The 12,090-nt window shown below is 33.2% G+C and carries 13 protein-coding genes; all 13 read right to left on the bottom strand.

The annotated features are described in order from the left end of the window. Positions 1 to 82: 82 nt before the first annotated feature. The 13 genes from ACHRVX_RS21160 to ACHRVX_RS21100 all read right to left on the bottom strand — a co-directional run bounded on the left by ACHRVX_RS21160 (position 83) and on the right by ACHRVX_RS21100 (position 12,046). Positions 83 to 661 carry an NAD(P)H-dependent oxidoreductase gene (locus ACHRVX_RS21160; protein WP_395335975.1) on the bottom strand — a complete coding sequence of 193 codons (579 nt, stop codon included), beginning with the start codon at positions 659 to 661 and terminating at the stop codon, positions 83 to 85. 6 nt (positions 662 to 667) lie between these two features. Further along, a complete protein-coding gene (locus ACHRVX_RS21155) occupies positions 668 to 1,696 on the bottom strand; it encodes a saccharopine dehydrogenase (RefSeq protein WP_395335973.1) in 1,029 nt (342 codons plus the stop codon). Between the two features lie 59 nt (positions 1,697 to 1,755). Then, positions 1,756 to 2,316, bottom strand: a complete 561-nt coding sequence (locus tag ACHRVX_RS21150) for a Crp/Fnr family transcriptional regulator (RefSeq protein WP_395335971.1) — start codon at positions 2,314 to 2,316, stop codon at positions 1,756 to 1,758. A 270-nt stretch (positions 2,317 to 2,586) separates the two neighbouring features. Next, on the bottom strand, positions 2,587 to 3,168 hold the full coding sequence (locus ACHRVX_RS21145) for a TMEM175 family protein (protein WP_395335969.1): 582 nt from the start codon (positions 3,166 to 3,168) through the stop codon (positions 2,587 to 2,589). A gap of 230 nt (positions 3,169 to 3,398) precedes the next feature. Then, entirely contained in the window at positions 3,399 to 4,289 is an 891-nt protein-coding gene (locus tag ACHRVX_RS21140; protein ID WP_394775160.1) for a Ppx/GppA phosphatase family protein, read from the bottom strand. Positions 4,290 to 4,316: 27 nt separating this feature from the next. After that, positions 4,317 to 6,398, bottom strand: a complete 2,082-nt coding sequence (gene ppk1, locus ACHRVX_RS21135) for a polyphosphate kinase 1 (RefSeq protein WP_395335967.1) — start codon at positions 6,396 to 6,398, stop codon at positions 4,317 to 4,319. 5 nt (positions 6,399 to 6,403) lie between these two features. Further along, complete coding sequence (locus tag ACHRVX_RS21130) at positions 6,404 to 6,889, bottom strand: SixA phosphatase family protein (RefSeq protein ID WP_395335965.1); 486 nt, start codon at positions 6,887 to 6,889, stop codon at positions 6,404 to 6,406. A gap of 470 nt (positions 6,890 to 7,359) precedes the next feature. Then, positions 7,360 to 7,863 (bottom strand): CAP domain-containing protein, encoded by a 504-nt coding sequence (locus tag ACHRVX_RS21125; RefSeq protein ID WP_395335963.1) that lies wholly within the window; start codon positions 7,861 to 7,863, stop codon positions 7,360 to 7,362. Positions 7,864 to 8,031: 168 nt separating this feature from the next. Next, positions 8,032 to 8,676, bottom strand: coding sequence for a pyridoxamine 5'-phosphate oxidase (pdxH, locus tag ACHRVX_RS21120; protein WP_395335961.1), 645 nt, complete (start codon positions 8,674 to 8,676; stop codon positions 8,032 to 8,034). Positions 8,677 to 8,787: 111 nt separating this feature from the next. Further along, entirely contained in the window at positions 8,788 to 9,693 is a 906-nt protein-coding gene (locus ACHRVX_RS21115) for a ribonuclease Z (RefSeq protein WP_395335959.1), read from the bottom strand. A gap of 121 nt (positions 9,694 to 9,814) precedes the next feature. Further along, entirely contained in the window at positions 9,815 to 10,147 is a 333-nt protein-coding gene (locus ACHRVX_RS21110; RefSeq protein WP_395335957.1) for a ribonuclease Z, read from the bottom strand. Between the two features lie 251 nt (positions 10,148 to 10,398). Next, positions 10,399 to 11,325 carry an aspartate carbamoyltransferase catalytic subunit gene (locus ACHRVX_RS21105; RefSeq protein WP_395335955.1) on the bottom strand — a complete coding sequence of 309 codons (927 nt, stop codon included), beginning with the start codon at positions 11,323 to 11,325 and terminating at the stop codon, positions 10,399 to 10,401. A gap of 79 nt (positions 11,326 to 11,404) precedes the next feature. Continuing rightward, on the bottom strand, positions 11,405 to 12,046 hold the full coding sequence (locus tag ACHRVX_RS21100) for a DUF6891 domain-containing protein (protein WP_395335953.1): 642 nt from the start codon (positions 12,044 to 12,046) through the stop codon (positions 11,405 to 11,407). Between the last annotated feature and the right edge of the window lie 44 nt (positions 12,047 to 12,090).

Raw genomic sequence — 12,090 nt, 5'->3', positions numbered from 1 at the left:
TTTTTAGCCACAAATTTCACGAATTTGCACGAATTTTTTAAGAAGAAGGAGTGAAAATTCGTTAAATTAGTGGCGAACTTTTTTATTTATTTCTCATTCCAAAATCATACACTTTTTCAAGCCATTTTTCTTTTTGAGCATTATCAGACCCTTTAATGATTCCAATGTACGTTACTTTTACAGGTTTTACTCCGCAGAATTCTAAAGTTGATTTCTTTAATTGATTGACGCTAGGTCTTCCATAAAAAAATCTGTAATACCAACTTGGTTGATCTAATGTTGTAATGATATGAGCGGTTTTACCTTTTAGCAATTTATCCCACCAAACTGAATTTTGGCGATATTGAAATGCCATTCCCGGTAAAAACAAACGATCGATAAATCCTTTTGTAATTGCGGGAAGTCCGCCCCACCAAACCGGATGAATCCACACTAAATGATCTGCTTTTTTAATTTTCTCCCAGGATTCTAATAAATCAGGTTCTAATTCAGTTCGTTTTTGATAACCAAATTGTAGATTCGGATTAAATTTTAAAGAAGCAATTGTTATGGTTTCTACTTTTGCCCCTGAAGCAATTGCACCTTTTAAGTAAGTTTCAGCAATAGCGAAATTAAAACTTGAAGGATTGGGATGCCCGTTTATAATCAGTATATTTTTCATGTTAAGTTAACTTAATTTAATATTAATGGTGCTGTAATCATTTAACGCATTATAAACTTCTTCAGATGAATGCATTTGATGGCTAAAATAAACTGCGTTCAGTAAAGTTTGACTCAACATTTTTTCGATATGTAAAACTGTAGAAAATGCTGTTAATTCTGCTTGTCCTTTACTGCTTTGCAAACTGACCTTGCTTACTTTATCGGGAGTTTTTATAACTACCTCAAAAATAGTCTGATCTCCATTTCCACTTGAACCAAACAGCAATTGCCTTTCTCTTAAAAACATGATATTAAAAATCTTTAGCGATTGAAAATAACCCATCAAATTAGTTATAAACTTGGAGTTATAGGTCATCTTAACCGAAACGGTTGGTATTTTTTCTATCTGATTTAAAATAAACAAATCCGGAATATCCAGGTTGTAAGCTTTACGTTTCCCAATTCCGAATGAAAAATTAAAATTTTCAGCATCCAAAAAGTGCTTGGCTTTTACTGGTTGGCTATTTCTGTAAACAATAAATGGCTTACATACATTCTCGGCTAAAAAATTAGCGGAACTTTTACCTGCCAGATCTTTCGCAGAGTAATAGATGTAAATATTTACTTCCTGAATTTTATGCTTTTCGGGCTCTGCAAAATTGATTAAACTTCCTACGATACCTCCCATCCAGCCAGAACTAAAAACAATTCGGCTATTTATTTGTTCGACATTTTTAACTAAATTATATGAAGCAGTTAAATCAGGAGTTGGCTTTGTAATATCAATATAATCAAGTTTGTTTTTTACAGCAAACTGTAAAATTTCATTATTACTATCTTTTGTACACATTACAATCAAATCGATTTTATTATGTATGATAGTATTAAATGTTTTTGGACTATTCACGTCAATAACTAAATCTTTATCAGAGTTTCCTAACTGGCGACTTCCAACAAATAAGTTATAGTCAGGATTTCTTGCTTCAAGAATACGCAATATGACTTTGCCTACTAATCCTGTTCCTCCAATTACTAAAATATTTTTTCTCATCATTATATATTGTTTTTGGCAAAAATAATGATGGAAAATCTCTTAGCAACCGGACAAATGTCCTATAAAATCGCTTTTCTTATTCGGCTTAAATGCCTTGGCGTCACGCCTAAATACGATGCTAAATATTGAAGCGGAATCAACTGAAGGTATTTTTTATGATGTTTGTAAAGTTCTTCGTAACGTTGCGTGCCTGACAATTTCTGGAAAGAAATCATTCTTTTTTGAAGCGTTACATATTCCATTTCGGTTAGTTTACGTCCTATTTCCTGCCAATGAATTCCTAATTGATACAGCTTTTCTAAATTTTCACGGCTTAGGACTTGCAACTCAGTATCTGCCAATGCCTGAATATTTTCTTCAGCTACATTTTGCGTTATAAAACTGGAAAAAGATGCCATAAGTTCGTTTTCGAAAGCAAAACAATTTGTTTTTTCATCTCCCTGATGATTGAAAAAAAACGAGCGTAAAATTCCTTTTTTAATAAAGACAATTTCATCGCAAACCTGATTTTCCTGTAATAAAAGTTCTCCTTTTTTGAGTGTTCTAAAAGTAATTAAATCATCTAACTGATCTAATTCATTTTGAGGTAAATCCTGAATCGATTGAAAAACTGATTTCATTAAGGAAAAAAATTATGTATTATTTATTAATCGCTTTGGTTGGGATCGGATCTTCATTTCTATAAATATAACGCTCCGCTGGAGCTTGGTTAGAATCGGATCTTTTTCTACAAATATATCGCTCCGCTGGAGCTTTGTTAGAATCAAATCTTCATTTCTATAAATATATCGCTCCCGCTGGAGCTTTGGTTGGGATCAAATCTTCTTTCTACAAATATAAAGCCCCGTTTGAGCTTTTAACAATAGAGAAACTAAATTATTAAAAAGAATTTAATTTTTAGATTCAAAAGCGCGTTCTATTCTTTTATCCGGAATTAGCCATAATAAAGCCACTATAAAGTAAGCAGCGCCGGCAATCCATTCGTTGTAAAACGAAGAAATTATTCCTATTACGTATAAAATAGAGGATGCTTTTCCTTTTACATCTTTGCCAATTGCCTTTGCTAGTATGGAGTTTTCTCCTTCGTTGTTAATGACAATTTTCTGTAAAATGAAATACGCTACTGAAGATAAAAACAATACTCCGCCATACAATGCCATTGAAGCTTTAGCGAAATTGTGTTCTCCCATCCATCCGGTTGAAACGGGGATTAATGACAACCAGAAAAGTAAGTGTAAATTGCTCCACAATACTTTGCCGTTTACTTTTGATAATCCGTGAAATAAATAGTGGTGATTATTCCAGTAAATTCCAACATAAATAAAACTCAAAATATAACTTAGAAACTTCGGAATCAGCGGTTTTAAATCTGAGAATTCGTGTCCCTCCGGCACTTTAATTTCTAAAATCATAATGGTTATAATAATGGCTAATACACCATCACTAAAGGCTTCGAGTCTTGTTTTGTTCATTTATTTTATAAGTTATTATCTAAGGAATATGAAAAATTTTACCACAAATTTCACGATTTTTTTTGATTAATGTTTAAAAATAATTTGTGGAAATTTGTGAAATTAGTGGCAAAAAAAAACTTCCTTTTACATCTTTCTTCTTACATCTTTCTTCTTACATCTTTCTTCTTATATCTTCCTTCTTACATCCTTCATCTTAAATCTTTCTTCTAGCCTCTTTTATCTAACTTTTAAATTTTACCGTAATACATTGCTTTTACGATTCCGTCAGAAAGTCCAATTTTTGGGACGTAAATTTGGCGAGCTCCGCTCCATTTCATCGCATTCAGGTAAATTCTTGTGGCGTGAATAATAACATCGGCGCGATCCGAGTTTAAACCTAATTCTGCGATACGTTGTTCATAAGTCAATGAATTTAAAAATGCATATTGCGAATTAATATAAATGTATGAAAGTGGTTTTTCCTGTTGTTTCCCAGACATTTTAAACAATTTATTGATGTTTCCGCCAGAACCAATCAAAGTAACTTCCTCATAACCTGCGGTGTTGGTTTTAATCCATTTTTCGATTTCATCCCAGACCACATCGTGAACCATGTTGTTTAATAAACGAACAGTTCCTGCTTTGAAGGATCTTGAATTAACCAATTTTCCGTCAGAAAACAAAGTAAACTCAGTACTTCCGCCGCCAACATCTACAAAAAGATAAGTTTCGTCTGTTTTTAAAAGATGATGTAAATCTGTAGAAGCAATAATGGCAGCTTCTTTTTTACCATCGATAATTTCTATTTTAATGTCGGCTTTTTTCTTGATTATAGCGACAACTTCTTTTGCATTGTACGCTTCACGCATTGCCGAAGTAGCAAATGCCATATAACGTTCTACTTTATGTACTTTCATCAAAAGATTGAATGCTTTCATGGCATCCACCATTCGGTCTATATTTTCTTCTGAAATTTCTCCTACTGTAAAGGCATCTTGTCCCAAACGAATTGGTACACGAACAAGCGAACTTTTATTGAATTGCGGTTCTTTGCCATCTTGTTCTACAACATTGGATATCAGAAGCCTCATGGCATTTGAACCGATATCTATTGCTGCAAGTTTTTTTATATTAATCATGCTCACTTTATGATTTGAAATTTATTTTTAATTTATTTTTTGTGGAGTCTGCTCTGACAATAAAACTTTATTTTGGTAATATTTATAGGTTTCGAGTTGAGCTCTAAATGGGGCATGATGATTTCGTGGCTTGTATTTATTATCTAATTTATAGGAATGATATCTCACTTTTACATTCCCCTTCCATGCAATACTAAAATTATCAATTAGTTCTTTCTTTATTTCAAGATCATAAATTGGACAGGTAACCTCGACTCTTCCGTCAAGATTTCTAGTCATAAAATCTGCTGATGATATGTAAACTTCGGTTAAACCGGCATTCCCGAAAATATAAACCCGTGTATGTTCGAGGTAATTATCAACAATACTTATGGCTTCGATATTTTCGCTCATTCCCGGAATTCCAGGAATCAGGGAACAAATCCCTCTTACCTGAAGCTGAATTTTTACTCCGGCATTACTGGCTTCGTATAATTTATCGATCATTTTAAAATCTGATAAACTATTCATTTTTAATTTGATGTGTGTTTTTCTACCTGCCAATGCGTGCAGGATTTCACGATCAATTAATTTTATGAATTTTGTTCTGGTATAATGTGGCGATACAATTAAATGTTTATATCTGTGTACTCTGTAATTGATATCAAAAAATTCGAATATTTTCGAAATATCTTTCAAAATTCCCTGATGACAGGTAAAAAGGGTAACATCTGTATAAATTTTTGCTGTTGATTCGTTGAAATTTCCTGTTGAGATAAATCCGTAACGACGTGTTTTTTCATCTTCAACTCTTTCAATAACACAAATTTTACTGTGCACTTTTAAGCCTTTTATTCCAAAGATTAAATTAATTCCTTCGGTTTGCATTTGCTCTGCATACGAGATATTTGTTGCTTCGTCAAAACGTGCCTGAAGTTCGATTTGTACGGTTACTTTTTTTCCGTTTTTCGCCGCATTAATCAGTGAACTAATGATTTGCGAATTCTTAGCCAAACGATATAAAGTAATTTTTATACTGGTTACTTTTGGGTCTAAAGCGGCTTCACGTAAAAATTTGGTCAAATATGAAAATGACTGATAGGGCGCGTGTAATAAATAATCTTTTTTACTGATTTTTTCCAGAATACTTCCTCCAAGACTTAGTCCGGGAATTGGCAATGGCTCGTTTGGTTTGTAGAGTAAATCATATCTTCCTAAATTAGGAAAATTCATATAATCACGACGATTATGATATCTTCCTCCCGGAATAATACTGTCCATTTCTACGATTTTCATTTTATCCAAAAAGAATTGTAATGTATCTTCTTCAATTAAATTATCATATATAAAACGAACTGGCTCACCTATTCTTCGGTCTTTTACGGATGTTGCGATTTTTTCGAGCATACTTTTACTCAAATCACTATCGATGTCTAATTGTGCATCTCTTGTAATTTTGATCATGTGCGCCGAAACACTTTTATAATCAAAAATATTAAAGATGTTTTTTAGATTATATCGTATTACATCGTCAATTAATATAACATAATGTTTTTCATCGTGCGATGGCAGGACAACAAACCTGTTTATAGTTTTTGGAATTTCGATTACGGCGTAACGAATTTCCCCATTTGTATTCATTTCTAAGCGAACCGCAAGATAACCTAAAGTATCTTTCAGAATTGGAAATTCGGCAAGATCATTTAAGATAATCGTCACTAATTCCGGGCTTAATCTTTGGGTAAAAAAATCCTTTAGAAAAATTTCCTGATCTGCTGTAATTTCATTTTCATTGATCATGAAGATGTTTTCAGCTTCCAGTTCTGCTTCGATATTGCCTAAAATACGTAAACTTTCAGATTGCTGCTGAATCACGATTTCGGTAATATCCTTGATTAATTGGTGTGCAGAAACGCCTCCCAGATATTTTTCTCCGGAAATTCCTGATAGACTTAATCGCCTGATTGCGGCATAACGAACTCTAAAAAACTCATCTAAATTGTTCGAAAAAATTCCAACAAAACGCAGTCTGTCTAAAAGTGGAACCGTGTTATCTGCTGCTTCCTGAAGAACTCTGGCATTAAACGCTAACCAACTTTTTTCTCTATCGATATATTTCTGTTCGTACACTTTATTTATTTTAAATCTTTGGGGAAAATTGTTTTATGAGTTTTACCTTTATTAATGGTATTCCAGCTTTCTGCATCAAATTGTAGGGACACAAATCCGGAAGTAGGAACATTTTCGATAAAAACATCCCCAAATTTATTAACAAAATTTGTAATAGCCTCGTTATGTCCGAAAAGAATAACGCTTTCGAAACTATTATCACATGATTTAATAACCTTTTCGAGTTGTTTGTCATCAAAAGTATACAGATCGTCTTTAAAAATAATACTTTCTATAGGATATGAAATATTTTGAGCAAATATAAGGGCAGTTTCTGAGGCTCTTGCTGCAGTACTGCTCCAAATTATATAGGTCTTAGGAAGAAATTTTGAAATAATTGCTGATACATCATGAGCATCTAAAATTCCTCTTTTCATTAAAGGCCTGTCAAAATCTTTTAAAGGTGCTTCCCAACTTGATTTTGCATGGCGTATTAAAATTAAATTTTTCATAAGCTAAAGGTTTAGATACCTCTTAAGAGATAACATTTTTTTATAGAACTTCTAATTTACAAAAGAAATATGAAACCTTCTTACTTTTTTAATTCTGTTAACATTTATTCTAAATTTTAACAGGAAGAATTTAAGTTTGAAATTTAAAATACCGAATAATGACTATCATGTTGCTAGCTTAGCAATTTAATAAATAAATTTTTCTGAAAAATTTTAATCCTTACTGGGATATTTTTTTCTGGTTCATTTTTATTTACCAATATTTAACTCCTATCGGAGTAAGAAAAAATATCCCTGATCGATCATATTTATATCTTCTCGTACTTTGCAGTAATTTTTTCTCTCTCAACACGTTTTGGGATTGATCCTTTATAAATCCTTTTTAAAGTGAAAACTTTTTATATGCAAAAAGTCGTTGTAAATCAATGATTCACAACGACTTCTAAAAACCAACCAGTCCAATAATATATCTAAATTTTTGCGAATATATTCGTGTAGTATTTTTTTCCAGCTGCATCAGTTGTAACTGATAAACCAAAATGAGTATAGTCACCTTCAATATTTGCTTTGTGTCCGGGACTATCTAACCACGCTTTTAACGCAGCAGCAGATGTTTTGTAATCATAAGCGACATTTTCACCTACACTTTTTGCTCCCAGAACAAGCATAATATTTTGTGAACGGGAAGCAAAATTACTATGATCCATAACATTGTTTGCGATCATGTATTTATTATGCTCTTCACATTTAAACGAAATATGATTTGTTCTTTCTAATGCGTTTAAACCAATACTTACGCGATAATCGTTAATAAGTTTCATGGTTTCTATCTCTGAGTCGTTGTACGAGTAGTTCGTAATCAGAGTTCCTGGTGTTGTACCATTGTCTGTTTCCTCGGCATTGTCATCTGCTGAGCATGAGTTCATTGTAACAAGCATTACAACGAACATCATGGCACACATCATCTTTTTCATAAATCAATAGCAGTTAAATTAAAGTAGATGTTGGGGCAAATTCCTTAATGTATATTTGAATAAATTGTTCTTGTTTTTCTTCATCAAACATATTTAATTTATCGGTAAACTGCAAAATTAATCGATGAAATACATGTTTTAAGAACTATTTAAAATAAAAATCTTACATTAAGAAGAAAGTCTTTCTATCTTCCATGAAAAATCAGACTGGCTTTGATAACGAATCCTGTCATGAAGCCTGTTCGGTCTTCCCTGCCAAAATTCTACTTCTAAAGGAGTTACTAAAAAACCTCCCCAATTATCCGGTCTAGGAATTGGTTTTCCTTCAAACTCAGCTTCTAGTTTTTTTAGGTTATCTTCTAAAAATGTTCTGGAAGGAATCACTTCACTTTGGTTAGAAACTATCGCCCCTAATTTACTTCCGTCAGGACGGGAATCAAAATAACCGTCGGATATATTTTCAGATGTTCTTTGTGCAATTCCTTTTATAATTACCTGACGTTCCATTTCCTGCCAGAAAAATGACAAACAAACATGCGGATTTGCTGCAATTGCTTTTCCTTTTTCAGAGTCATAATTGGTGTAAAAAATAAAACCTTCTTCAGAAAACTTCTTTAATAAAACAACTCTTGATTTTGGGAAACTATCCAGTCCAATTGTTGAAACTGTCATGGCATTCACTTCTCCGCTTGCGCCAAAATCCTCAACTTCATGAAACCATCTGTTAAAAAGATTAATGGGATCTTCGGGAATATTGGATTCTAATAATTCGCTTTTCTCGTAAGATTTTCTATAATTGCTTAAATCGTTCATTTTTTAAATTGTTAAAGGTTATACGTTAAAAGTTAGATGTTACATATTATGCGTTAAAAGCAGTTTTCACGTCTAACTTTTAACCTTCTAACCTCTAACTTTTAACTTTTTTCAAAACTCAAAACTTCTACCGTCATCGCCTAAAAGTACGTTTGGGAAAATTTCTGCGGCTTCTTCTTTAAAACGCTCAATTCCGTCATATCGCGTTGAATAATGTCCTAAAACCAGCTGTTTGGCATTTGCTTTAAGTGCAATTGTTGCGGCTTCTTTTGCCGTTGAATGCAATGTTTTTTGTGCCAATGCTGCTTCAGATTCTAAAAATGTAGCTTCGTGATACAAAACATCAGCATCTTTTATAATGGAAATTACTGCTTCGTGATATACGGTATCTGAGCAAAATGCATAACTCATTGCAGGAATTGGATCAAAAGATAATTGCTCATTTTCGATTACGGTTCCGTCATCAAGTGTAATATCTCCGCCGTTTTTTATCTTTTGGTAATATGCCGTATGAATGTCATACTGCTGAACTGCTTCAACATTCAGTTTTCTTTCGCCGGGTTTTTCCTGAAACAAAAATCCATTTGTGTAAACACGATGTTTTAACGGAATCGTTCTGACAATTACGCGATTGTCTTCAAAAATAACTTCGCTTTCTTTCGACTCTAATTCATGGAAAAACAATTCATACGTTGTCCAGGCATTTGATAATTTAAGCTGTAAATTGATAATTTCCTTTACTCCTTTTGGGCCGTAAATATGTAAATCAGTTGTACGTCCTAAAAGTGCAAAAGTAGAAATGGTCCCTATTAATCCAAAAAAATGATCTCCGTGCAAATGCGAAATAAAAATGTGATTAATCTTTGAGAATTTAATCTTGTTTTTACGCAATTGAACCTGAGTTCCTTCGCCACAATCGATCAAAAATAATCGGTTTTTAATTTCTAAAACCTGCGAAGTTGGATTAGTAAATGTTCTGGGAGTTGCGGCGTAACAGCCAAGTATGGTAAGTTTCAATTTTTATGTTTGTTCGTTTATTTATTCACTGTTGAATCGTAAAATGGCACTCTGTTTCATCGTAAATTGATTAAAGAGCAAACTATTAACCGATTAAACAAATAAACAATTCAACTAATTTTTAAAACCCTAGGTCTCTTTCTATTTCGTCCATTTCGATAATATCGTGAGCTTCTAAAAGAGAAGGAACGACGATTAATTTATCAGAAACAGCATTAAAATCAAGATCTTCAACCACGATTACAAATGACTTTTTTGATTTTTTTTGTTGTTTAGAAAGGGGTAAAAAAAGTTTCAAATCCTTCTCAGTCAATCCGGAATCAGCTGATAAATCGATTATAATATTTTGTTTTTCAAATGTTTTAAACTGCTGCGTTACTTTTTCCACAAAAGCATTAAAATCTCCCTGTGTATTTTTAATTGTAACGGTATGTCCTTTTTGATCTACTTTCATCTTCTTATTTATAGGCGCTTATTTCAAAAGCTAAGGTACAATTTTTTTAGTTTTCAGTCGCAGTCTCAGTTTTCAGTTTTTAAACTTTGTTATTTCAGTTTTCACTCTCAGCCGTTGATTTTAGTTTTATACTCAATTTTGTCTGGCTGAGCGGAGTCGAAGCCCATTACAATTAGTGCGCCCGTTACTTCGGTAGGATAAATAAAAACTGAGACTGAAAACTGAAACTGCGACTGAGACTGAGACTAAACCTACTGAATCTTAGACGCCAATAAATAAATCACCGCCATTCTAATCGCTACACCATTCTCAACCTGATTTAAAATAACCGAATGGCTGGAATCAGCCACTTCCGATGTGATTTCTACACCTCTGTTAATTGGTCCGGGGTGCATGATGATGATTTCTTTACCCAAAGAATCTAATAATGGTTTATCGACTCCGTATTGTTGTGCGTATTCCCGTGTTGAAGGAAAAAAGTTCACATCCATGCGTTCGTTTTGTACACGAAGCATATTGGCGACATCACACCATTCTAAGGCTTTTCTCAAATTTGGTTCAACCGTAACTCCAAGGGATTCAATATATCTTGGGATTAGGGTTTTTGGCCCACAGACTTTAACTTCAGCGCCTTGCATTTGCAAAGCATATATATTTGATAAGGCAACTCTTGAATGCAGAACATCGCCTACGATAACTACTTTTTTACCGGCTACATCGCCTAATTTTTCTCTGATCGAATAACTGTCTAATAAAGCCTGAGTAGGATGTTCGTGTGCTCCGTCACCCGCATTTACAATACTGGCTTTGACATTTTTAGATAAAAAATAAGCCGCTCCGGGATTGGAGTGGCGCATTACAACCATGTCTACTTTCATGGAAAGGATATTATTTACAGTATCAATCAGGGTTTCTCCTTTTTTAACCGAAGACTGAGCTGCCGAAAAACTAATAACATCGGCGGATAATCGTTTTTGTGCTAACTCAAACGAAAGCTTTGTTCTGGTACTGTTTTCAAAGAAAATATTGGCAATGGTAATATCTCGTAATGAAGGAACTTTTTTAATGGGCCTGTTAATGACTTCTTTAAAATGATCGGCAGTTTCAAAAATCAGGTTAATATCATTCTCGTTGATGTATTTTATTCCTAATAAATGATTTACGCTTAATTCTTTCATTTTTATTTCTTTAATATTTATTTGTCAATTCCTGAAGTTCTGAATTCAGATCTTCAATACTTTTAAAAGAGAAGTTTCTCTATTGAACCATTCTGTCTACAACTTCACTGTAATCCTGGAGATCTCTAGCATCTTCATCAAAAATCTTTTGCCATCTAAAACCCGGAATTTCAATTTTAGTTCTTGCAGAACCGTCCCATTTTATTTTAAAATCGTTATTTATTAAAACCTCAGCCACTACTTTCCCCACTTCTATCGTTGTTGCATCATCAGAATTGTCTACTTTCTGGAAAGCGATAAACAAACTTGGATCTTTTAATGCTATTGCTCTCGCCAAATCCTGTTCGTGATAAAAGCAATAACCGTCAGACTCTATTTCATTTTCCTGCAGTTCTCTTTCCACCTCAACCACTTCATATTCACCGTCGGTAGTAGTATAACCTGCCTTGTGAAGTGCGATTATATTTTCGTCACCTAATTCATCAAACGCTTTAATTAGCTTTTCAGTATCTGTAGGGCTTTTCCATTGTTTACTTTCTGCAAGTAACTTTTGGTATTCTTCCTTTATTTTATCAAAAGCCCACTCTTCTGAAATTTCATCTTGAAATTCGTTGTCTTCAATTTCTTCCAGAATGTTTTCCTGAATCTCATCAAGAGAAAGAAATCCCATTCTGACCTGATTAAAAATTGATTCATAAATAAACGTTTCGTTCTCTGTCATTTTTTATTGTTTAAGCGTTTATTTGTTTAGTTATTGTTAAAATC

The sequence above is a fragment of the Flavobacterium sp. FlaQc-47 genome (assembly GCF_044006475.1).
In the GTDB taxonomy this organism is placed as follows: Bacteria; Bacteroidota; Bacteroidia; order Flavobacteriales; family Flavobacteriaceae; genus Flavobacterium.
This window is presented reverse-complemented; position numbering and strand designations above follow the sequence as displayed.

Coding starts and splice junctions, on each gene's coding strand:
- ACHRVX_RS21160 (WP_395335975.1), bottom strand. CDS start 661: ATGAAAAATATACTGATTATAAACGGGCATCCCAATCCTTCAAGTTTT.
- ACHRVX_RS21155 (WP_395335973.1), bottom strand. CDS start 1,696: ATGATGAGAAAAAATATTTTAGTAATTGGAGGAACAGGATTAGTAGGC.
- ACHRVX_RS21150 (WP_395335971.1), bottom strand. CDS start 2,316: ATGAAATCAGTTTTTCAATCGATTCAGGATTTACCTCAAAATGAATTA.
- ACHRVX_RS21145 (WP_395335969.1), bottom strand. CDS start 3,168: ATGAACAAAACAAGACTCGAAGCCTTTAGTGATGGTGTATTAGCCATT.
- ACHRVX_RS21140 (WP_394775160.1), bottom strand. CDS start 4,289: ATGATTAATATAAAAAAACTTGCAGCAATAGATATCGGTTCAAATGCC.
- ACHRVX_RS21130 (WP_395335965.1), bottom strand. CDS start 6,889: ATGAAAAATTTAATTTTAATACGCCATGCAAAATCAAGTTGGGAAGCA.
- ACHRVX_RS21125 (WP_395335963.1), bottom strand. CDS start 7,863: ATGAAAAAGATGATGTGTGCCATGATGTTCGTTGTAATGCTTGTTACA.
- pdxH (WP_395335961.1), bottom strand. CDS start 8,676: ATGAACGATTTAAGCAATTATAGAAAATCTTACGAGAAAAGCGAATTA.
- ACHRVX_RS21110 (WP_395335957.1), bottom strand. CDS start 10,147: ATGAAAGTAGATCAAAAAGGACATACCGTTACAATTAAAAATACACAG.
- ACHRVX_RS21105 (WP_395335955.1), bottom strand. CDS start 11,325: ATGAAAGAATTAAGCGTAAATCATTTATTAGGAATAAAATACATCAAC.
- ACHRVX_RS21100 (WP_395335953.1), bottom strand. CDS start 12,046: ATGACAGAGAACGAAACGTTTATTTATGAATCAATTTTTAATCAGGTC.